24 protein-coding genes are annotated in these 20,851 nt (G+C 63.7%); 12 read left to right on the plus strand and 12 right to left on the minus strand.

Annotated elements, in window-relative coordinates; translation table 11 throughout:
• The first annotated feature begins 32 nt into the window (after positions 1-32).
• From ACT3TS_RS07240 to ACT3TS_RS07265, 6 genes are all read left to right on the plus strand, one after another.
• The gene (locus tag ACT3TS_RS07240; RefSeq protein ID WP_444530825.1) at positions 33-524 is read left to right on the plus strand and encodes an inorganic diphosphatase; all 492 of its coding nucleotides are present in this window, start codon (positions 33-35) and stop codon (positions 522-524) included.
• Positions 525-702: 178 nt separating this feature from the next.
• The gene (locus ACT3TS_RS07245; protein WP_444530826.1) at positions 703-1,365 is read left to right on the plus strand and encodes a hypothetical protein; all 663 of its coding nucleotides are present in this window, start codon (positions 703-705) and stop codon (positions 1,363-1,365) included.
• Positions 1,352-2,029 (plus strand): hypothetical protein, encoded by a 678-nt coding sequence (locus tag ACT3TS_RS07250; RefSeq protein ID WP_444530827.1) that lies wholly within the window; start codon positions 1,352-1,354, stop codon positions 2,027-2,029. Before ACT3TS_RS07245 ends, ACT3TS_RS07250 begins: the two co-directional genes overlap by 14 nt.
• A gap of 140 nt (positions 2,030-2,169) precedes the next feature.
• Positions 2,170-3,168 (plus strand): WXG100 family type VII secretion target, encoded by a 999-nt coding sequence (locus ACT3TS_RS07255; RefSeq protein ID WP_444530828.1) that lies wholly within the window; start codon positions 2,170-2,172, stop codon positions 3,166-3,168.
• Positions 3,165-3,950 (plus strand): hypothetical protein, encoded by a 786-nt coding sequence (locus ACT3TS_RS07260; protein ID WP_444530829.1) that lies wholly within the window; start codon positions 3,165-3,167, stop codon positions 3,948-3,950. Before ACT3TS_RS07255 ends, ACT3TS_RS07260 begins: the two co-directional genes overlap by 4 nt.
• The gene (locus tag ACT3TS_RS07265) at positions 3,947-4,453 is read left to right on the plus strand and encodes an RDD family protein (protein ID WP_444530830.1); all 507 of its coding nucleotides are present in this window, start codon (positions 3,947-3,949) and stop codon (positions 4,451-4,453) included. The genes ACT3TS_RS07260 and ACT3TS_RS07265 overlap by 4 nt, the downstream gene beginning before the upstream one ends.
• A gap of 18 nt (positions 4,454-4,471) precedes the next feature.
• On the opposite strand, the gene ACT3TS_RS07270 is transcribed toward ACT3TS_RS07265, so the two are convergent.
• Both ACT3TS_RS07270 and serS read right to left on the minus strand, forming a co-directional pair.
• A complete protein-coding gene (locus ACT3TS_RS07270; RefSeq protein ID WP_444530831.1) occupies positions 4,472-5,317 on the minus strand; it encodes an HAD family hydrolase in 846 nt (281 codons plus the stop codon).
• Positions 5,318-5,456: 139 nt separating this feature from the next.
• Positions 5,457-6,734 (minus strand): serine--tRNA ligase, encoded by a 1,278-nt coding sequence (gene serS, locus ACT3TS_RS07275; protein ID WP_444530832.1) that lies wholly within the window; start codon positions 6,732-6,734, stop codon positions 5,457-5,459.
• 51 nt (positions 6,735-6,785) lie between these two features.
• Between serS and ACT3TS_RS07280 the strand changes: the two genes are divergently transcribed.
• Positions 6,786-7,853 carry a diacylglycerol/lipid kinase family protein gene (locus tag ACT3TS_RS07280; protein WP_444530833.1) on the plus strand — a complete coding sequence of 356 codons (1,068 nt, stop codon included), beginning with the start codon at positions 6,786-6,788 and terminating at the stop codon, positions 7,851-7,853.
• A 52-nt stretch (positions 7,854-7,905) separates the two neighbouring features.
• On the opposite strand, the gene ACT3TS_RS07285 is transcribed toward ACT3TS_RS07280, so the two are convergent.
• The 3 genes from ACT3TS_RS07285 to ACT3TS_RS07295 all read right to left on the minus strand — a co-directional run bounded on the left by ACT3TS_RS07285 (position 7,906) and on the right by ACT3TS_RS07295 (position 9,602).
• The gene (locus tag ACT3TS_RS07285; protein WP_444530834.1) at positions 7,906-8,079 is read right to left on the minus strand and encodes a hypothetical protein; all 174 of its coding nucleotides are present in this window, start codon (positions 8,077-8,079) and stop codon (positions 7,906-7,908) included.
• Positions 8,080-8,282: 203 nt separating this feature from the next.
• Positions 8,283-9,224: a prephenate dehydratase gene (gene pheA / locus ACT3TS_RS07290; protein ID WP_444530835.1), complete on the minus strand. Its 942-nt coding sequence runs from the start codon at positions 9,222-9,224 to the stop codon at positions 8,283-8,285.
• 51 nt (positions 9,225-9,275) lie between these two features.
• Positions 9,276-9,602, minus strand: coding sequence for a rhodanese-like domain-containing protein (locus tag ACT3TS_RS07295; RefSeq protein WP_444530836.1), 327 nt, complete (start codon positions 9,600-9,602; stop codon positions 9,276-9,278).
• A 101-nt stretch (positions 9,603-9,703) separates the two neighbouring features.
• On the opposite strand from ACT3TS_RS07295, the gene ACT3TS_RS07300 reads away from it, so the two are divergent.
• Positions 9,704-11,182 carry a peptide MFS transporter gene (locus ACT3TS_RS07300; protein ID WP_444530837.1) on the plus strand — a complete coding sequence of 493 codons (1,479 nt, stop codon included), beginning with the start codon at positions 9,704-9,706 and terminating at the stop codon, positions 11,180-11,182.
• Between the two features lie 118 nt (positions 11,183-11,300).
• On the opposite strand, the gene ACT3TS_RS07305 is transcribed toward ACT3TS_RS07300, so the two are convergent.
• Positions 11,301-11,561: a DUF4190 domain-containing protein gene (locus ACT3TS_RS07305; RefSeq protein WP_444530838.1), complete on the minus strand. Its 261-nt coding sequence runs from the start codon at positions 11,559-11,561 to the stop codon at positions 11,301-11,303.
• A gap of 508 nt (positions 11,562-12,069) precedes the next feature.
• On the opposite strand from ACT3TS_RS07305, the gene pgm reads away from it, so the two are divergent.
• Complete coding sequence (gene pgm / locus ACT3TS_RS07310; RefSeq protein ID WP_444530839.1) at positions 12,070-13,713, plus strand: phosphoglucomutase (alpha-D-glucose-1,6-bisphosphate-dependent); 1,644 nt, start codon at positions 12,070-12,072, stop codon at positions 13,711-13,713.
• Positions 13,714-13,762: 49 nt separating this feature from the next.
• On the opposite strand, the gene ACT3TS_RS07315 is transcribed toward pgm, so the two are convergent.
• A complete protein-coding gene (locus tag ACT3TS_RS07315; protein ID WP_444530840.1) occupies positions 13,763-13,996 on the minus strand; it encodes a hypothetical protein in 234 nt (77 codons plus the stop codon).
• Between the two features lie 285 nt (positions 13,997-14,281).
• Between ACT3TS_RS07315 and ACT3TS_RS07320 the strand changes: the two genes are divergently transcribed.
• Positions 14,282-14,704, plus strand: coding sequence for a hypothetical protein (locus ACT3TS_RS07320; RefSeq protein ID WP_444530841.1), 423 nt, complete (start codon positions 14,282-14,284; stop codon positions 14,702-14,704).
• A 60-nt stretch (positions 14,705-14,764) separates the two neighbouring features.
• On the opposite strand, the gene ACT3TS_RS07325 is transcribed toward ACT3TS_RS07320, so the two are convergent.
• A complete protein-coding gene (locus ACT3TS_RS07325) occupies positions 14,765-15,688 on the minus strand; it encodes a cation diffusion facilitator family transporter (RefSeq protein WP_444530842.1) in 924 nt (307 codons plus the stop codon).
• Between the two features lie 53 nt (positions 15,689-15,741).
• Between ACT3TS_RS07325 and ACT3TS_RS07330 the strand changes: the two genes are divergently transcribed.
• Together ACT3TS_RS07330 and ACT3TS_RS07335 are read left to right on the plus strand one after the other, a co-directional pair.
• Positions 15,742-16,053 carry an ArsR/SmtB family transcription factor gene (locus ACT3TS_RS07330; protein WP_444530843.1) on the plus strand — a complete coding sequence of 104 codons (312 nt, stop codon included), beginning with the start codon at positions 15,742-15,744 and terminating at the stop codon, positions 16,051-16,053.
• 70 nt (positions 16,054-16,123) lie between these two features.
• Positions 16,124-17,443, plus strand: coding sequence for a uracil-xanthine permease family protein (locus tag ACT3TS_RS07335; protein ID WP_444530844.1), 1,320 nt, complete (start codon positions 16,124-16,126; stop codon positions 17,441-17,443).
• Positions 17,444-17,479: 36 nt separating this feature from the next.
• Here the strand turns inward: ACT3TS_RS07335 and ACT3TS_RS07340 are convergent, their stop codons facing one another.
• The 4 genes from ACT3TS_RS07340 to ACT3TS_RS07355 are packed head-to-tail and all read right to left on the minus strand — an operon-like array spanning position 17,480 to position 20,837.
• Positions 17,480-18,595, minus strand: a complete 1,116-nt coding sequence (locus ACT3TS_RS07340; protein ID WP_444530845.1) for a glycerate kinase — start codon at positions 18,593-18,595, stop codon at positions 17,480-17,482.
• Positions 18,596-18,634: 39 nt separating this feature from the next.
• Positions 18,635-19,417 carry a glycerophosphodiester phosphodiesterase gene (locus ACT3TS_RS07345; protein WP_444530846.1) on the minus strand — a complete coding sequence of 261 codons (783 nt, stop codon included), beginning with the start codon at positions 19,415-19,417 and terminating at the stop codon, positions 18,635-18,637.
• Between the two features lie 36 nt (positions 19,418-19,453).
• Complete coding sequence (locus ACT3TS_RS07350) at positions 19,454-20,263, minus strand: HAD family hydrolase (RefSeq protein ID WP_444530847.1); 810 nt, start codon at positions 20,261-20,263, stop codon at positions 19,454-19,456.
• Positions 20,264-20,306: 43 nt separating this feature from the next.
• Positions 20,307-20,837 carry a YbhB/YbcL family Raf kinase inhibitor-like protein gene (locus tag ACT3TS_RS07355; protein ID WP_444530848.1) on the minus strand — a complete coding sequence of 177 codons (531 nt, stop codon included), beginning with the start codon at positions 20,835-20,837 and terminating at the stop codon, positions 20,307-20,309.
• Positions 20,838-20,851: the final 14 nt, after the last annotated feature.

Consider the following 20,851-nt stretch of genomic DNA (forward strand, 5'->3'; position numbering starts at 1 on the left):
GGCCGCGCAAACCATGATTGAGGAGCCTAACGATGAAGCACGACGTCACCATCGAGATCCCCCGCGGATCACGCGTCAAGTACGAAGTTGACCACGAGACCGGCCGCGTCCGCCTGGACCGCGTGCTGTTCACCTCCATGGCGTACCCCACCCATTACGGTTTCTTCGACAACACGCTTGGCGAAGACGGCGACCCGCTGGACGCCCTCGTCATGCTGCAGGATTTTGACCTGCACCCCGGCGTGGTTGTTGACGCCCGCCCCATCGCCGTGTTCAACATGACCGACGACGGCGGCGGCGACGCCAAGGTGCTGTGTGTCGTTGACGACAAGCGCTTTGACCACATCCAGGAACTCTCCGACGTGGACGAATTCCTGGTCAAGGAGATCGAGCACTTCTTCATGCGTTACAAGGACCTGGAGCCCGGCAAATGGGTCAAGGCCGAGGGCTGGGCCGACCGCGCCGCCGCCGAGGCGGAATTGGAAGCTTCCATCAAGCGCTTCGAAGCAACCGAAGGCCACTGATTTAAGCCTCAGATTTGATTACTCCGGCCTTAAGCACGACGGCGGCGCTCCCCTTTCCCGGGGAGCGCCGCTTTTGCTTTCCCCCGGGAAAGACGACGCCGGGCAGTTCAGCCCATCGCGGCGCTGTGTTGGTTCAGCCTAGACTTGCCCCGTCCGATATTTTCCCTGTGAGGCAGGCATGTCCAAGAACTCCAATTTTGCTGGCCCAACCCGGTTGGCGGACTCCCTGACCGGCCGCCCGGTGCGGCAGTACACCGTGACCGGGCACTACTATGTGCGCGCCACTGCGACCCGCCATTTCTGGGGCCGCATCTTGGATAGTGCCGTGTTCCTTGCCGCGTTCCTGCTGTTTTCACTGCTTCTGGTCGTGGTGCAGGTGGTCATGGAAAGCAGTGCGGCACTGCGGGATTATGCTCCCGAAGACAGCTTCTTTATTGTCTTGATCGCCCTGGCCTGGTTCCCGGCGCTGTACATCTACGGGATGATCTGGGGCAAGTGGGGCCTGCCCGGTGACCGGGCCGCACATATGCGCAGCGTGCGGATCAAGGACGGCACCATCTCGGGGCCATGGATTGGCGGCTGGCGGGCAATCCTGTGGTCGTTCTTCCCCTTTTACGTCGTGATCCTGATTGCCAGTTTGTTTGACGGTGGCTCGGAGCACGACCCCGGCTACATCCCGTTTGACCTCGACTCCGGGATAGCTCTGGGGCATCCGCCGGTCGCGGATGCAGCGTTGATTGCCCGTGAAGAGGGAGCCGCCCGGGCCGAGACGGAAGCCGACGCCCGCTCCCGCGCAGACCTCCCCAACCTCTACGGGACGGCACCCGATGGACGGCCGTAACTGGCTGGTCCGTCGCGCGGAAAAGCGGGTGGGGCCCAAACTGGGAAATCTTGTGTACATCGCCTCAACCCGGCGGATCCGGTGGAGCTGGCTCCTGCCCTGCCTGGCCATCGGATTTATCTACGGCGTCATCGGTGAGTTCATTGGCAGCCCCCGCTCCACCCGCACGCCGGACCGTTTTGAGAACATCCCCATGTTCATCGTTGTTTCCGCCCTGACGGGGCTGGTGCTGTGGGCCATCACCTTTGCGTTCGCCTTTCGCAAGCTGCTCGTGTTCGACGGCGGGATCGTCACCTCCTACGTGCAAAAGGCCGGTACCCGCGTTTTTCCGTGGCACACGGTGAATCCTGCCTCAATCCGGGCCGTGACAACCCAGGACGGTTCCAGCCCAACATCACGGCTGGCGGCCAAGGAGCTCACAAAGCTGGGATTGCGTGGCCGTTTTGCTGTTGTTTTCCAAGGCAGCCACGAACCAAATGGCCTCACCACTGGCGACAGCACTCCGCCCGTGGCGTTCTGGGCCTTTGAATCGGCCGATGACCCCGCGACGCTGATTCACGCCATCCAACATGCCATGCGCAATGCCCGGGTTCCTGGCGCCGGACAAATCTCAGGGCAGGCCCTGCCGCCCTTCGTGCTGACCACCAAAACCGCGTTGGACTGATGCAGGCGGCTCCTGCATGGTCAGTTCTGCCCATGGCAAGGCAACTGCCCTGCCAATAGACTGGCGGCTGTTGACTTCACCCCCGGGTATTGCCCGGTTGGTGCCGGACGCGGCTGGGCCGCATACCAGAACGGACTGCTGTGGACGGATTTTTAGGTGCAGACATCGCAGATTTGCGCGATTTCGCCAAGACCATGGACAAGGCCTCCCACGCCCTGATTCAGCAGGCCCGGGCGCTCTCCAGCGCGGTGAACGAGCCCCGCGGCTGGCGGGGGCCGGACGCCGAGCGGTTCCGGCAAACCTGGAACTCCTCGCACCGCCCGACCCTTGCGGCGACGTCGCGGTCGTTGCAGGAGGCGGCAGACCTGCTGCGCAAGAACGCTCAGGAGCAGGAAACGGCAAGTTCCGCAGGAAGCATGGACGGCAGCGGCGGCTCCGGCGGAGGAGGAAATGCCGACGACAAGAGCTTCATTGACAAGACCCTCGAATTCTTGGGGCTTGGCGGGAAGGCGACAGGGATCGGCCTGGGAATCAAGGGCTTCATTGCCAACTTCAAGGACCACGCCAAGTTCCTCGCCGGCAAGCAGTGGAAGCAGTTTGGCCAGGCGTACAACGCCTTCAAGACCTTCCAGGCCGAGGGCGGCCTGCTGGGCAAGCTTGGCGCAACAGGCCAGTTCCTGGGCAAGGCCGGAAAACTGGCTGGCGCCTTTGGGCGGTTTGCCGGACCGATTCTTGCCCCGCTCGGTATTTACAGCGGAATCCGAGACATGTTTGATCCCGGGCACGAGGGATGGCGCGGGGTCGGCGACCGCATCGCCGGCGGACTTGGCGTCATAGGCGGGGCCGGGTCCATTCTGATCGCTGTCGGCGCCGTAGCGAACCCCGTGGGTGTCGCAGTGCTGGTGGGCGCGGGCGTCATTGCCGGTGGCTGGGCTCTGGGCAACATGATTGCCGACAGCGAATGGGGCAAGGCCGCCGGAAAGTGGATCGGAGACACAACCAGCAAGGCCTGGAAGGGTGCCACGACGGCGGTTGGTAACGTAGCTGATGGAGCAAAGAATGCCGTCAGCGGCGCCGTGGACGGCGCCAAGGACTTCCTGTCCAATCCCGTCAAGAGCCTTGGAGGGCTTTTCGCATGACAGAACAGCCTGAGATCACGTGGACCGAGCGCGACTACAACTGCGCCCAATCCGTGCTGGGACGCATCGACGATCCGGACTTCCAGCTTCCCACGCTTACCGATGAAGCCATCGTTGCCCTGGACGGCATCAACCGTGAACAGATGACTGCCCTGCCCTGGCTGGATGAGCACCAAGATCAGCGGGAATTGGCATGCAATGTGGCGCTGCGCGGCCTGCTCACCAGCGGCGCCGCGTTTCCGCAGATCCTTGGTGAGGACCTGCAGCCCAGCGGCCTAGCCGCCAACGAGGAGATCACCGGCGTCATGGCACTGCGGCGCACCGGGGAACGGATCGTCACGGCCGAGCTGAAAAAAGAGACCGGAACCGTGTGGCTGTACGGCTACGTCCATGGCGACGTGGTCCTTGAAGAACTGTTGGACAACGCAGGCTCCCACACGTTCATGCTGGCCGCCCGCGCCGATTTCCCCAGGCACATCATGGAGTTGGCCAATGCGGCCGGCCTGGAATCGGCGGACGGGGAACCCTCCTCGTTCACGGTTGAGGAGTTCCAGCAGCAGGCCGGCACCGTCCTGGCAGGCGCCCTGGGCGTCACCTCGATCACGGGCGTGAGCCTGCTGGAAGAAACGTTCGCCAACTACACGCTGTATACAACAGCCGGGCAGCTGTTGTCGCTGTCGTCAGACCTCGTGGACGGCGCTGTGAAACTTGATCTGGCTCCGGTCTCGGCGGCAACGGCCCACGAGGCCGTCGCCGGCCTCGTGGAGAAGGGACTGCAGTGACCGCGCCCGCCCAGTCGCCCCAGGTCGGAATCGGTGCCTGGAGCGGAAACCGCACCGCGCCCTTCCGCAACGGCAGTTGGGGTGTGCGCGCCACGGACCGCAGGATCGTTGCCGCATGGGCGGTGGACATGCTGGTGGTGCTTGTGCCGGTCATCGCTGTTGCCGCCAGCGCCACCAAGGGCTCTGGAAGCATCGGAGCCGGCATCTTTGTGGGCATCACGCTGTGGCTGCTGTTCCCCTGGTTTTACGGCTTCTGCTGTGCCGGCGGGAACACCCTTGGCACGCTTCTGGCCGGCACCCGGCTGGTGAAACTGCGGGACGGCTCGGCCCCCGGATTCTGGCGCAACGGATGGCTCATGTTCCTGCGCACGGTCCTGTTCCCACTGATGCCGCTCAATGCCGTGCTGGACGCCATCAACGGCGTCGGTTCGGAGACGGAACGCAAACACCATGTAAGCATTGACAAAACCGAAACGAAGGCCCTGCACCAAGGTCGCTCTTAAGGGAGCGGGCGGCTGGGACTAGACCAGGCTGCGCAGGACGGCGGCGCAGCCGTCGTCGTATACGGAAGCCGTCACCTCATCGGCCGCAGCCTTCACATCGTCCCCTGCCTGGCCCATGGCCACGCCGCGGGCAGCCCAGCGCAGCATTTCAACGTCATTGGAGCCATCGCCAACGGCCACCGTCAGGGCACAGTCCACGTCCAGGGAGGCGCGCACCACTTCCAGCGCCGATGCTTTGGTGATGCCTTCGGCGGCAATGTCGAGCCAGGCGCTCCAGCCGATGGCGTAGGTGACGCCGTGCAGGCCCGCTGCGGCAATGGCATCGGCGAACTCCTGGGTGGTTGCCTCGGCACTGTTGACGACCACCCGGACGGCCTTCGCCTGCAGCAGGTGCCCGAAGTCGACGCCGCGGGCCTCGATGCCAAAGCTGTCGTCCTGGAAGCGTGACGTTGACAGGAAGTTGCCTTCGTCGTCTTCAAGGGCGAAGCGGGCCCCGGGAACACCGTCCCGCAAGGCATTCAGCGCTGGCGCCGGGTCAAAGGTCACGCGTTCGATGATCTCGTAGCCGTCAGCCAGTTCGGGGTCGAGGCGGATGGTCACACCGCCGTTGGAGCACACTCCGTAGCCGCTGCGCAGGCCGAGCATCTCCGCGATGGGAAGCAGCGCGCCCAGGGAGCGCCCGGTGGCGATGACGACGTGGTGGCCCGCGTCGATGATGGCCCGCGCAGCGTCCCGGACTTCGTCCGTCATGATGCCGTCATGGTCGACAAGTGTGCCGTCCACGTCAAGGGCAACAAGGTACTTGGTGGTTTCATTGGTCCGGTCATCGATGCCGGAGATTGCATTGTTTACTGTCATAGTCATATCTCCAGTGAAACAGACTGGCCTGACATTGGCACATATTTTGACTGTTAAAGCCGTGAACGCCGGGTTAATACCCACAGCTGTTTGCACAGTGTGAGTATTAACCCGGCGTTCAGGCAAACCGCAGACGGCCTGGGAATTACAGGACCGGGAACACTTCCATGCCGCCCAGGTATTTGCGCAGGGCGACGGGGACGTTGACCGAGCCATCGGCGTTCTGGTGGTGTTCCAGGATGGCAACGATCCAGCGCGTCGTGGCAAGCGTGCCGTTGAGCGTGGCAACCGCACGGGTGCTGCCCTTGCCGCCGTCTTCTGCCACCTGGCGCTCACGGATGTTCAGGCGGCGGGCCTGGAAGGTGGTGCAGTTGGAGGTGGACGTCAGCTCACGGTAGGCGTCCTGGGTGGGGACCCATGCCTCGCAGTCGAATTTGCGGGCGGCGGAAAGGCCCAGGTCGCCGGCAGCGGTGTCGATGACACGGTAGGGCAGCTCCACCTTGGCCAGCATTTCCTCTTCCCAGGCGAGCAGGCGCTGGTGCTCCTCGGCAGCCTTTTCAACAGCGGTGTAAACAAACATTTCCACCTTGTTGAACTGGTGCACGCGGATGATGCCGCGGGTGTCCTTGCCGTGCGAGCCGGCCTCGCGGCGGTAGCAGGACGACCAGCCGGCGTAACGCACGGGCTCGTCAACATTGATGATTTCATTGCCGTGGTAGCCGGCAAGGGCCACCTCGGAGGTGCCAACAAGGTACAGGTCGTCGTCAGCGAGACGGTAGATCTCGGCGTCGTGCTCCACATCAAAACCGGTGCCGGCCATGGTCTCGGGCAGCACCAGCGTGGGGGTGATCATGGGTGTGAAGCCGGCTTCGATGGCCTGGTCCATGGCCAGCTGCAGCAGCGCCATTTCCAGGCGGGCGCCCACTCCCTTGAGGAAGTAGAAGCGTGAACCGGAGACCTTGGCGCCGCGTTCCATGTCGATGGCGCCAATGAGTTCGCCGATTTCAAGGTGGTCTTTGGGCTCAAAGTCGGGGAATTCGCGGGGCGTGCCAACAGTCTTGAGCACCACAAAGTCGTCCTCGCCGCCTTCGGGTACGCCGTCGGAAACAAGGTTGGGAATGCTGCGGACCAGGGCATCCTGCTCGGCGCTGGCCGCGTCGGAGGCGGCACCGGCTGCCTTGACAGCGGCAGAAAGCTCCTTGACCTCGGCGAGGAGGGCCTGCTTTTCCTCACCCTTGGCCTTGGCCACCTTTTTGCCAAAGGCATTTTGTTCGGCCCGCAACGCCTCAAAGGAGGTGATCGCCGACTTCCGGGAGCTGTCGGCGGCGATGATGGCGTCCACCACAGACGGTTCGGCACCGCGCGCACGCTGGCTGGCACGGTAATTTTCGGGATTTTCGCAGAGGTCTCGTACATCGATCACGCCCTAAGCCTATCGAATCAATGCAACTTCACGGGATATGGTTGGTGAATCATGCCAACTGAACTTCTTGTAGCCATTATTGTGGTCATCCTTGTGCTCGTTATTGCCATCAGCTGGCTGGGGGTCCGCAAGCTCGCACAAAAGCACACGCGCAGCGCTGTGGCGGATTCCCCGCACAAGATTCATCTGGCAAAACAGCAGGTGGTCTTCATCTACAACCCCACCAAAAATGGGGTCAACGACGCAAAGGCGCTGATCACCCGGTCCGTGTCCAAGGCCGACTGGCCCGCCCCCATATTCCTGGAAACCACAGCTGAGGACCCGGGATTCGCCATGGCCGGGGCCGCCCTGGAGGCCAAGGCCGACGTCGTCATTGTGGGCGGTGGCGACGGAACCGTACGCGCCGTTGCCCAGACCCTGCGCCGCACCGAGGTGCCGCTGGCCATTGTCCCGCTGGGTACCGGGAACTTGCTGGCCCGCAATCTGCACCTGGATGTCACGGACATTGCCGGCAGCGTCCAGGTTGCCTTGTTTGGGCACCAACGCCACATCGATGCCGGGCTGATGGAAATTGAAAACGAGATCACCGGCTCCGTTTCCAGGCATTCCTTCATGGTCATTGCCGGGCTGGGCATGGATGCCGATGTCATGAACGACACCAATTCCAAGCTGAAGCAGCATGTCGGCTGGCTGGCCTACAGCGAGGCGGGGCTGCGCCACATGGCGGGACCGCGCAAAAAGGTGAGCATCGCCCTCGACGACGAGCCGGCCCAGCAGCGCAAGGTCCGTTCGGTCATGTTCGCCAACTGCGGCCTGCTCCCGGGCGGCATTGACTTTGTGCCCAATGCCTTGATTGACGACGGCGTTCTGGACATTGTGGTTGTCAGCCCCCGCAGCGCCCTGGGCTGGTTGGCGATGGCGGGCAAGGTGGTGTTCCAGCACAAGAACCATTTGCCGGTCATTGATTTTTACCGTTCGCAGAACCTGACGATCCGCACCGTCATGCCGGTGGAAACACAGATCGACGGCGACCCGTCGGGACCGGCCACGTCCGTCAAGGTCAGTGTGGAACCCAAAGCGGTGCTGGTGCGGGTTGCCGCGCCGAACAACCCGGCGTAGGACCCCGCCACCTGATACGACGGCGTGCGGCCCGACGCAACGTCTCGGCGGGTCAGTCCGTTTCCGGGCGGTGTGACTGTTCCCGGATGAGTCGTGCTTCTTCGTCAAAGCGCAGTTCGTTGGCGTCGTCGCCCTCATCGCCCACTGACGTGTCACGGCCCTCGTCACGGCCGTGGTTGACAATGGTGCCGTCCTGGCTGCTGTTCTCGCCTGCGTGCGGATTCATGGTTGACTCGCCTCTTCCCTGTTGGGCCAGTGGTTCAGCCCGCAAAAAAACTGCTTACGTTCAGATACGCCAAGCATAGGCTTGCGTGTCCCGCAGCGAAAGCGGCGCGCCGCGGCAAATCCCCATGAAACCGTGGCCAAGCCCCGCGAAGCCGTTGCCAGCCCCCATCAAGCCAGCCACGGAGTTCCGCACCCGCCGGGGAGCTATCCCAGCAGCGATTCCACCCACGCGGAAGCGTCGCCGAAGGCTGCATCCGAGTTGTAGGGGCGGATCAGCGGCGGCTGCTGGTCAGCCCGCGGATACGACCCCAGGAAGCGCATGTCCGGGCTGACCCGGTGCAGGCCCCGCAGCGCATCGGCCACGCGGGCATCCCGGATGTGGCCGTCCACATCGACACTGAAAATGTAGTGGCCCAGGAACTGTCCGGTGGGCCGGGATTCAATGCGGCTCAGGTTCACGCCGCGGCTGGCAAATTGCTCCAAAATGGCCATCAGCGCCCCGGGGTGGTCCTCCGGCAGGGGAATGGCCAGGGTGGTCTTGTCGGCACCCGTCGGTTCGGGCAGGGAGCCGGGCCGGCCCACCAGCACAAACCGGGTGACGGCACCGAGGTTGTCCTCGATGCCTGCGGCCAAGATGTTCAGTCCGGTTTGCTCGGCAACCAGGGGGGCGCACACTGCGGCTTGGAACGCGTCGGTGCCGGCCAGCAGGGCGTGGGCGGCGGCCGCCGTGGAATTTGCCGGCACATGGCTGGCCAGGGGCAGGTGTCCGCCAAACCAGTCGCGTGTTTGCGCCCAGGCGTGCGGGTGGGTGCCCACGGCGGTGATGTCTGCCAGCCCGACACCGGCGGGCGCCACGAGCACAAAGCTCACCGGCACCACCACTTCATGCAGGATGCGCAGCTCCATCCCCTTGGAAATGGCATCCAGGGTTGCCGGCACGCCGCCCTCAATGGAGTTCTCGATGGGCAGCATGGCCGCAAACGCTTCCCCGGAACGCACCTTGGCCAGCGCGGCGGCTGCGTTGGTCGAGGGAACCCGTGCCATGTCCACGGCGCCTGGAACCTGCAGCAGGGCAGCCTCCGTAAACGTCCCCTCGGGCCCAAGAAACGTCAGGGGCAGGGCGTCGTCATTGGGCACGGAAATCATCGATGACCTGTCTGAGAAGTTGATGCGAACAATGAATCAAGGCCCGCGGAATCAGAGGACGCGCGGAGCTTCCGTGGTGGCGGAAACCATGGGCTTTTCGGCCTCAAACCAGGCACCCATGCCGCCAACGACGTTGAAGGCACTGTAACCGTTTTGATTCAACCACGTGGTGGCCCGGAAGGAACGTCCGCCGGTCCGGCAGATGACATTCAAGTCAACGTCGGGGTCAAGCTCTTCCAGGCGTGCCGGAAGCTGCTCCAAGGGAATGTGAATGGCGCCGTCAACATGTCCGGCTTCCCACTCATAGTCTTCACGGACATCCAGGATCACCGCATCTCCACCCAGTTCGGAAACGGTGACGTTCATGATGTCTGACATGTGTTTTCTCCTTGGCGCTAAAGATCAATACTGGTTAAGGGTAGCCCCGTTCGCGGGGCCCCAATGTGACGATCCGTGACAGTAGTGCAAAAATTGGTTTTGTGAGTTCACAAAACAGCCCCGCCGAATCGGCCAAGGCACCCCCAATTACGCGCGACACATCCTTCTTCGGACAGCCGAAAATGCTGCTGAACCTCTTCAGCGTTGAGCTGTGGGAGCGGTTCTCCTTCTACGGCATGCAGGGGATCCTGGCGTACTACATGTACTACTCGGTCACCCGGGGCGGCCTCGGCATTGACGAGGGCACGGCCCTCGGCATCGTCGGCGCCTACGGCGGCGGTGTTTACCTGTCCACCATTCTTGGCGCCTGGGTTGCCGACCGCCTGATGGGCTCGGAAAAGGTCTTGTTCTACAGCGCCATCATGATCATGGCCGGCCACCTGTCGCTGGCCTTGCTGCCCGGAGCGGCGGGCCTCACGGCCGGCCTGATCCTCATTGGTGTGGGCTCCGGCGGTTTGAAGGCCAACGCCACGTCCCTCGTGGGCACCCTGTATGCAAAGGACGACGACCGGCGCGACGCCGGCTTCTCCATTTTTTACATGGGCATCAACATTGGCGGGCTCATCGGCCCGCTGGCCACTGGCTGGCTGCAGGTCACCTGGGGCTTCCACATCGGCTTCGCCGCCGCGGCCGTCGGCATGGGCTTCGGCCTGCTCCAGTATGGGCTGACACGCAAGAACCTGCCCGAGTCCGCCCACCGGATCGCCAACCCGCTGCCCAAGTCGCAGTACGGCAAGGTCGGCGCCCTGGCCGGTGCCGCCGTCGTGCTCATCGTTGCAGCCGTGGCCCTGAAGCTCATCACGGCCGAGAACCTCAAATGGATCATCGTGGCCGTGGTCATTCTGGCCACGATCGCTTACTTTGCCGTGATCCTGGCGAACAAGACGGTGACCGGCGCCGAGCGCAGCCGCGTGTATTCGTTCATGCCGCTGTTCCTTGCCAGCGCCGTGTTCTGGTCGCTGTTCCAGCAGCAGTTCACCGTCATCGCCTTGTATTCCGACAAGCGCCTTGACCGCAGCATCCTCGGTTGGGAGATCCCGGCCAGCTGGGTCACCTCCATCAACCCGGTGTTCATCATCGTCCTGGCCGGTGTGTTTGCGGCGGTCTGGACCAAGTGGGGCCCGCGCCAGCCCGGCACGCCCGTGAAATTCTCGGTGGCGCTTGTCGTGATGGGCCTGGCCTACCTGTCCTTCATCCCGTTCGCCGGCATGGCCGCCGTGCCGATGATGGCCATTGTCTTCATCCTGCTGCTGTTCACGGTCGCGGAGCTCATGCTCTCCCCCGTGGGCCTGTCGCTGGCCACGAAGCTGGCGCCCGCCGCATTCCAGACCCAGATGGTGGCCTTGTTCTTCCTGTCCGTGTCGCTTGGCACGGCCATGTCGGGGGTTCTGGCCCAGTGGTACGACCCCGCCGATGAGACCCCCTATTTCCTTGTCATCGGCCTGGTCTCGATTGTGTTCGGTGTCCTGCTGTTCGCGGTCAAGAAGCCCATCAAGAAGCTGATGGCCGGCGTCATGTAGCGCTCTCCCCCGTGCTGCAGCATTTTCTTCAGGTACGACGGCGGCACCCACACTTCGCTTTGGCGTTGTGTGGGTGCCGCTTGGGTTAAGGCGATTAAGTTGAAGCGATACTTGGCCTCTAATAGGATCCTGAGCTCATGATGCCGATGAACATCAAGGCGTAAAGCCCGCCAAAGATGAGCAGTGCCAGGTAGTTGGTGATCAAGCCGGTGACGGCGAAGGCACGACCCTGCGGGTTCTCCCGGCCCAATCCCAGGTGGCCCAGGATGACGCCGACGATCTGTGGGATCAGCAAGAATCCAAAACCCACCACCAGGGATGCCAGGCCAATGATCATGCTGGTCAAACTCAGCCCGCGGGGGCCGCTGTTGGCCTCCATGTAGCCCGGGCCGCCCTGGTAATAGGTGGGTGCGGCGTATTGCGGGCCCTGCGGGTTCGGGAACTGCTGGGCGTAAGGGACGCCTGCGGAGCCTGGAACTGCTGGTTCTGGCCGTTGTACACGCCCTGCGAAGCCGGCGCCGGGTACTGGGGTGCCTGGTACTGGGGCGTCGGGTATTGGGCTGCCTGTTGCTGGGGCACCTGTTCCTGCGGCGCCTGGTATTGATCTGCCTGGTATTGGGCATCCTGGTACGGCGCCACAGGCGGAGCAATGTACCCCGGCGGCACGTAACCTTCGGGGTGTCCCGTGTGGGGCTGTGGCTGGTCCGGTTGATTCGACACTGCTGGCTCCTGCTGCAAGTTGTGCCCGCGGCGCGGGAAAGGTACGAGGTAAAGTTGCCTCCCATCGTAGTGCAGCATTTGCGGACAGCAGGGAGTCAAACCCGAAATTTAGTTCAAAGTATGGGCAGCAGGTGCAAAATTGGCTCCCGCTCTGGCATGCTGTGAGCATGGCTAGCCGCGCGGGCACTGTTGCCCTTCCCCAGGACCTTGTTGATCTTTCCACGTTGTTGGATGCTTACTACGACGTGTCCCCGGACCTTGGTGATCCGGCGCAGCGTGTCGCCTTTGGCACCTCGGGGCACAGGGGTTCCTCACTGAAGGCCTCCTTCAATGAGGGTCACATCGCCGCCATCACCCAGGCCATTGTTGAGTACCGCGCAGGACAGGGCATCACCGGCCCGCTGTTCATGGGCAAGGACACACACGCCTTGAGCGAGCCCGCGCAAAACACCGCCCTCGAAGTGTTGGCGGGAAACGGCGTCGAGGTTTTGATAGACGCCCGCCATGGCTACACACCGACTCCGGCTGTCTCGCACGCAATCCTCAGCCACAACAAGGGCCGCACCGATGCGCTGGCCGACGGCATTGTGGTGACCCCGTCCCACAACCCGCCCGGCGACGGCGGTTTCAAGTACAACCCCCCGCACGGCGGCCCGGCGGATTCCGACGCCACCGGCTGGATCGCGAACCGCGCCAATGAGCTTCTGGAAGGCGGACTGCGCGGCGTACGCCGGGTGCAGCTGAAAGAGGCCATGGCCGCCGCCACCACGGACAAATTTGATTTCCTCTCCGGCTACGTGGACGACCTGCCCTCGGTCCTGGACTTGGACGCCATCCGGGCCGCCGGCGTGCGCATTGGCGCCGACCCCATGGGCGGGGCCTCCGTTGACTATTGGGGCGAGATCGGCGAACGGCACCACCTGGACCTGACGGTGGTCAACCCCACTGTTGATCCGCAGTGGGCGTTCATGACGCTGGACTGGGATGAGAAGATCCGCATGGACTGCTCCTCACCGTCGGCGATGGCCTCGCTGATCAACAAGCTCAAGGCCGGCGCACCCTATGACATCGCCACGGGGAACGACGCCGACGCCGACCGCCACGGGATCGTCACCCCCGATGCCGGGCTGATGAACCCCAACCATTACCTGGCCGTGGCCATCCAGTACCTGTACACGCACCGTTCGCAGTGGCCCGCGACGGCCGGTGTGGGCAAGACGCTGGTGTCCTCCTCCATCATTGACCGGGTGGCAGCCGACCTCGGCCGCCAGCTCGTGGAGGTCCCCGTCGGTTTCAAGTGGTTCGTGCCGGGACTGCTCTCCGGCGAAGGCGTGTTTGGCGGCGAGGAATCGGCCGGCGCCTCCTTCGTGAAAAAGGATGGTTCCGTCTGGACCACCGACAAGGACGGCATCCTGCTGGCACTGCTCGCCTCGGAAATCACTGCAGTAACGGGCAAGTCCCCCTCGGTTCACTATGGTGAGCTGACAGACCGCTTTGGGGCGCCGTCGTACGCCCGCATTGACGCCGCCGCGACCCGCGAGCAAAAGGCGGCACTCGGCAAGCTGTCCGCGGCCGACGTCACCGCCACCTCCCTGGCCGGTGAAACCATCACCGCCAAACTGACGGAGGCACCCGGCAACGGGGCAGCCATCGGCGGGCTGAAGGTCACCACCGAAAATGCCTGGTTCGCGGCCCGCCCCTCCGGCACCGAAGACGTGTACAAGATCTACGCCGAGTCGTTCAAGGGCGACGAGCACCTGGCCCAGGTCCAGGCCGAGGCGAAGGCGCTCGTGGACGGCGTCATCTCCTAACCGAATTCCCCATGTAGCCCCCGTAAAAATGTTATTGCGGCCATGCCACTTAGATGCGTTCCCGATAGTTATGCAGAATTTTATCCTGCACCGAGTTCGAGGAATGAGCAGCCTGTTCTGCAGCTTCGTTGGATTTTTTGTTTAGCTGGTACTCATTAACGACCAGTGGCGCGGCAATCCAGGCCAAGATGAAAAGTTTTTGCCAAAAGGAAATATCGAGAAACAAGCAGAAAGCGATATTGAGAACGAGTATGGCTGCATAGATGTAACGGAAGGCCTTCATGTGATGAACCTACCAGCTGCAATCACGTGCGGGAAGATTTGCGGGAGTCGCAGCGGAATTCGTCAAGGGGAACCCACAGCAACCAAGGGATACCCACGGCGATTTCATTTACATAATCCTATTACGCCCGTGGAATCCATACTCCAAAAGTGAGGCCAGCCGGCATTTGGGACGGTTGGGCAGTTTCTTTCCATGGACGACATGCGGACCGTTCTGCGAGTTCTCACAAGCCCCGATGCCCGGGCGGATTCGGAGCCAATTGCTGTTTCAGATCAGGTTCTCTCCGTGGAAATCGAGAATGGAATGCTGACACTGGAACCGCAGGGCTTTCACGTGCCCAAGGATATTAATGGAGACGTGCCAGTAATCCCGAGGGCAATCCAGGCTGGGTTGGCCCCGGTGGTGCGAGAGCCCATCACGAACATCCTCAAACATGCCTCACGAGGGACAGACCGCACAGTGACCCTGCAAGTCTTGGGATCGCGAGAAAAAATCCAGTGGGTCGTATCCAACGCGATCGCCGAGCCCACCGAAGGGAACGCGGCCTTGAAAGGCGGCTTTGGCTTGATCGGTCTCCGCGAGCGCATGCAGCTGCTGGGCGGCACACTGTCGGCTGGAGTCGAGGGCGGCGTCTGGACAGTGACCGCCCCGCTCTACAAGAATGCGACGGCCGCCAAGCCTGATCTGCTTGATGCCCATGCCAGTTGAGCTGCAGGCCGGCCAAGCGTTGAGTTCCCGACGCGAAAGCGAAATTGCCCCACCGGCTCGTTAGTGGTGGGCGCCAAGTTCGTGGTCGGCGTGGCCTGCCGGCTCGAGCTGGAACGTTGAATGCTCGATGCTGACCTTGAAGTGCCCCGCGACGCAGGTTTGGAGGGCGTCGAGCATTTGCGGCGCGTGGCCGTCGTGGAAGCATTCGTCGTCAACCACCACGTGGGCCGACAGGATGGGCAGGCCCGTGGCGATCTGGCTTGCGTGCAGGTCATGGACGCTGCGCACGTGGTCGATGCCCAGGATGTGGCTGCGGACGTCGTCCAGGTCAAGGCCCGACGGCGTCGACTCAAGCAGGACGCTGATGGTCTCCAGCAGCAGCTTCACGGTGCGCGGCAGGATCAAGGCGCCAATGAGCATGGCCACCACCGCGTCGGCCTGCATCCAGCCGGTTGTTGAAATCACGATCGCGGCCACAATCACGGCCACGGAGCCGAGCGCGTCGTTCACGACCTCCAGGAACGCGGCCCGCATGTTGAAGTTCTTGCTGCGCCCGCCCATCAGCACAAACATGGACACGATGTTGCCGAGCAGGCCGATGGCCCCGAAGACGATCATTTCATTGGAGGCGATGTCGGTGGGCTTGAATAGTCTTTGCACGCCTTCCACCAGAACAATGAGTCCGACGGCGAGAAGCACCGCGGCCTGCGCGGTTGCGGCAAGCACCTCCGCACGGGCAAATCCCCAGGTGCGTTTGCTGGTTGCCGGGCGGGTCATCAGCCGGGCGGCCAGCAACGCCATGGCCAGTCCCCCGGCGTCGGTGAGGACGTGGGCCGAGTCAAAGAGCAGCGCCAGCGAGCCGGTCAGGATGGAGCCGATGACCTGGAAGACAAACACCACGAGCGTGATTCCCAGGGCAACGGCAATGCGGCCCTGGTGGCTTTCGCCGGGGGCGCCCGCGTGGGAGTGATTGTGACCAGACATGATTCAATAGTACAGCGAACGCTGAATTCAGCAAATGCTGTACGATATTGAGAATGAAGCCCATTAGCAACGCAGCCGTGCTTGCCCGCTTTGGCTACGCCCTTTCGGACCCCACCAGGGCGGAAATCTTGATGGGGCTGGCCAAGGCGCCGCAGTATCCTGCAGATTTGGCTCTGCATCTGGGGGTTTCCCGCCAGAGCATCTCCAACCACCTCTCGTGCCTGCGGGAGTGCGGGCTGGCCGTCGCCATCCCGGAGGGCCGCCGCTCCCGGTATGAGCTGGCCCATCCGGACCTGGCCCACGCTCTCAACGACCTGCTCGGCGTCGTGCTTCTTGCCAGCGAAGGCCACGTGCCGCACCCATGACCGCACGCACTCCTATATTCTTATCCGCGGGCCTCTCGCACGTGTGAGGGCTGGAATGGGAGATAAGCGGATGAGTTTGCTGGGCACAAAATGGAAAGTTCACGGCGACGGCAAAACCATCGCGCCAGGGGAGGTTGTCACCCCCGACGAGCGGTTGAGCTGGCCCCGGACCATCGGCATTGGCCTGCAGCACGTGGTAGCCATGTTCGGCGCCACGTTCCTGGTCCCCCTCATCACCGGCATGCCACCGGCAACAACACTGTTCTTCTCCGGCATTGGCACCTTGTTCTTCTTGATCCTGACCCGCGGCCGGGTGCCCAGCTACCTGGGCTCCAGCTTTGCGTTCATCGCCCCAATCATGGCCTCACAGCAGCAATTCGGCGTGGCCGGGGCGCTTGGCGGCGTGGTTGTTGCCGGCGTGACACTGGCCGTTTTGGGCTTGATCGTGCAAAAGTTTGGCGCCTCGTGGATCAACCGGCTCATGCCGGCCCCGGTGACCGGAACCATCGTGGCGTTGATCGGACTGAACCTGGCACCTTCGGCCAAGTCGAACTTTGAAAAGGCACCCATCACGGCACTGGTGACCCTGCTCGTCATCATCCTTGTCAGCGTGCTGTTCCGCGGCATTCTGGGCCGCCTGGCCATCCTGGTCGGCGTGGTTGTTGGCTACTTCGTGGCCGTGCTGCGCAATGAGGTGGACTTCTCCAAGATCGACTCCGCAGCATGGATCGGCCTGCCGCACTTCCAGACCCCGACCTTCCACATCGCCGTACTGGGCTTGTTCATCCCCGTGGTCCTGGTGCTGGTCGCCGAGAACATCGGCCACGTGAAGTCGGTGGCGCTCATGACCGGTGAGGACCTTGACCCCTACGCCGGCCGCGCCATCATTGCCGACGGCGTCGCCACCACCCTGGCAGGCTTCGGCGGCGGCTCCGGCACCACCACCTACGCGGAAAACATTGGCGTCATGGCCGCCACCAAGGTGTACTCCACCGCCGCCTACTACGTGGCCGGCATCGCAGCCCTGGCCCTGAGCTTCTCCCCCAAGTTCGGTGAGCTCATCGCCACCGTCCCCGTCGGCGTCCTCGGCGGCGCGGCAACCCTGCTCTACGGCATGATCGGCGTTTTGGGTGTGCGCATCTGGGTGCAGAACAAGGTCAGCTTCTCCAACAACATCAACCTGACCACGGCCGCCGTCGCACTGATCATCGGCATCGCCAACTTCACCTGGAACGTCGGAAACCTCACCTTTGAAGGCATTGCGCTGGGCACCGGGGCTGCACTGATCATCTACCACGGCATGAGCGCCCTGGCGAAGTGGCGCGGCACGGCCGCCAATCCCCTGGACCCCGACGACCAGCCCGCCAGAGTCTCCCTCGGGAAGTCCTAAGCCCGCATTCCCGGGTTGGCTTGCGGCGCCCGGCGGTCAGATGCCGTTGAGCGCCTCGGAGGTGGCCATCGTGGTGTACCGGGCGGCTTCCGCGAGAGCCGCCTCCGGGGAGCCTGCCACATCCGTTGCGCTGACGGCAGCCACCACCCCGTGTTCGGCCAGCTGTGCCGCCGTCACGGTGATTCGCCCGGCAACCACGACGACGGGAAGTCCCCTTGCGTGGGCAGCGTCCGCCACCCCGAGGGGGCCCTTGCCCGACAACGACTGCACATCCAGGGACCCCTCGCCCGTGATGACAAGATCGGCGCCGTCGAGGGCGGTCTCCAGGTCGATCAAGGCCGCGACCAGGTCAAAGCCGCGCTCCACCGAGGCATTGGCATAGGCCACAAACATGGACGGGAACCCGCCCGCGGCACCGGCCCCGGGCATGTCGATGTCAATGCCCGTCGCCTCCCGGACCACCGACGCCAGGTTCCGCAACCCCGCATCGAGCAGTTCGACGGCGTCGGCGTCGGCACCCTTTTGCGGCCCAAACACGTGCGCGGCACCATTGAAGCCATACAGCGGATTGTCCACATCCACGGCCATCCGCACTGTCACGCCGGCCAGCCGCGGATCAAGCCCGGAGGCGTCCACGGCGACGACGTCCACCAGGGAGCCGCCGCCCAGCGGCACAAAGTTCCCGTGGGTATCGAGCAGCTTCAGCCCCAAAGCGCGCAGGGCGCCGGTTCCGGCGTCGGTCATGGCCGAGCCGCCCAGGCCGATGATGATTTCCGTCGCCCCGGCCTCCAATGCTGCGGCAACGAGCTGGCCCGAACCGTAGGAGTGGGCGCGCAGGGAATTTTCCACGGTGGGTTCGCTGAGCAGGTAGCCGCTGGCCTGCGCGGTCTCAATGACGGCCACCCTGCTGTCCTCCTGGAACCCCCACACCGCACCGACCGGCTTCAGGATGGGGCCAACCACCGCGTTCAGCCGCTCCGAAAATCCTGCCGCGACCGCTGCTTCAACCGTGCCTTCGCCGCCGTCGGCAATGGGCAGGGCCGTGACCACGGCATCCGGGTAAACCCGCAGGGCGCCTTCGGCCATGGCCGCAGCCGCTTCCGGGCCGGTGAGGGTCCCCTTGAATTTGTCGGGGGCAATGAGGATACGCATGCACCCATCCTGCCACCGGTCGCCGACATGGCTGAATGATTACGTCCAGTAGCCCCGTTGGCGCATGACGTCGGCGAGCAGGTCGGCCCTGTCCGTCATGATGCCGTCAACACCCAGGTCAAAGAGTTCGTGCATTTGCGCAGGGTCGTCAATGGTCCACACGTGGACTTTCAAGCCCATCCGGTGCGCCCGGGCCACCGTTCCGGGGGTCACCACCTCCAGGCCCAGGTACCGCCTGGGAATCTGCAGCACATCCGCATCGCGCATCAGCCAGTTGATGAACGACCCGGGGAGCCACGGTGACAGCAGAAAGTAGGCCACCAGAAGCCATTTTCCCGGCGAACTTGCCACCGGACGGCTCAGCCGCGCAAGCACCTTGCGGCGGCGCCTGTCCGAGAACGACGCCACGCAGACACGGTCGTGCAGGCCGTGGCTTTCGATGGCGTCAACGAGGGCGTCCACGGACCCGGCGTCCTTCACATCGATGTTGAACCGTGCCTGGGGCAGCGCCGCCAGGAATTCATCGAGTGTGGCAATCCGCTCCCGGCCGCCAATCCGCGCCCTGCCCGCCACCGAGTAGGGCAGTTCCGCGATCGTGCCGGCCTGGTCCGTGGTGCGGTCAAGTGTTGCGTCATGGAACACCAGCGGCACCCCGTCAGAGGTGGTGTTGATGTCAGTTTCAACGTACTGGTAGCCCAGGGCCAGGGCTGCCTTGAACGCGGGCAGGGAATTTTCCAGCCCGTCGCGGGAAAAGCCCCTGTGGGCAATGGCCAGCGGCTGCGCCGAATCCAGGTACGGCTTGGTGATCTTGGTCCTTGGCATCGTCTGTGTCTTCGTTCGTGTCTGTATCTTCGTCACTCAGGCCAGGCGCAGCGCGGCCAGGCGCGACTCGATGACCTGGGCAACGCCGTCGTCCTCAAAGCGGGGAGCCTGCAGCGCAGCGGCTGCGAGCGCTTGCGGGTGGCCGCTGGCCATCGCGTATCCGGCGCCGGCCCAGCCGAGCATTTCCACGTCGTTGGGCATGTCACCGAACGCGACAACATCGGCGGCGTCAATCCCGCGTGCGGCCGCATACTCGGCCAGGGTGACGGCCTTGTTGACGCCCAGCGGTCCCATTTCAAGGAGGGCCAGGTCCGGGGCCGAGTGTGTGACGGCAAGCAGCGGGCCGACGGCGGGGGTGACGAGTTCCAGGAATTCGTCGGCACTGCCGGTATGGAGGACAGCCAGCATTTTAATGATCCCGCCGTTTGCCATGTCGGCAGTCAGCACCTGGGGGACAATAACGGCGCGGCCGGCCGGGGCGCGGGCGCCGTAGAAGCCCTCTTCAATGTGCAGGCCGGCAAGGGATTCCAGGGCAAAGTAGGGCTCAACGGCCAGGCCGGCGACAATGTCCTTGACCTGCTCGACCGTGTCCCAGCTGAGCAGGTGGGAGGCCAGCACCTTGTCGGTGCCGAGGTCGTAGGTGACGGCCCCGTTGGAGCAGATGACGGTGCCCAGGTGGCCGATTTGCTCGCGGATCGGGTCCAGCCAGCGCGGCGGGCGTCCTGTCACGAACACAATGTCAATGCCCGCTTCCGCGGCAGCGTGGAAGGCCTCCACGGTGCGGGTGCTGATCAATCCGTCGTGGCCCAGGATGGTTCCGTCAATGTCGCTGGCAATTAAACGCATACCCAAGGCTATCCAACTTCCCGTGAAACCCCGCCAAGCCCTGCTAAACCTCGAACAGCCCCGTCAACCGGGCCCGGGCCAGGGTGTGGAAGTGCAGATTGAAGCCCAGGGTTGCCGCGGTGGTGTCGGCGGGCAGGCCAAGCGAGGGAACGTCAACGGCATGGACCACGACCATGTAGCGGTGCGGACCGTGCCCGGCGGGAGGTGCCGAGCCCAGATAACCGGGGATCCCGGCGTCGTTCTTCAAGGCGAGCGCCCCGGCAGGCAGTGCGGGGGAACCCGGGGTCCCGGCACCCTCTGCCAGTGACGTCACGGACACCGGCAGCCCGGCCACGGCCCAATGCCAATAGCCGCTGGCCGTGGGCGCATCGGGGTCAAACATGGTCACGGCAAAGCTTTGCGTCCCGGACGGGAAGCCGTGCCAGGACAGCTGCGGGGACAGGTCGCGTCCGCCGGGATGGGCGTCGGCGTTGACCTGGGCGGGGGAAAACACGGCCCCGTCGGCAAACGATTCGCTGGCCAGCTCGAATTCCGGGACAGGGGTCAGGAACGAATAGGGGTCGTAATCAAACATGGGAATGCCTTTCA

This window comes from Specibacter sp. AOP5-B1-6, from assembly GCF_052376555.1.
Lineage (GTDB): Bacteria > Actinomycetota > Actinomycetes > Actinomycetales > Micrococcaceae > Specibacter.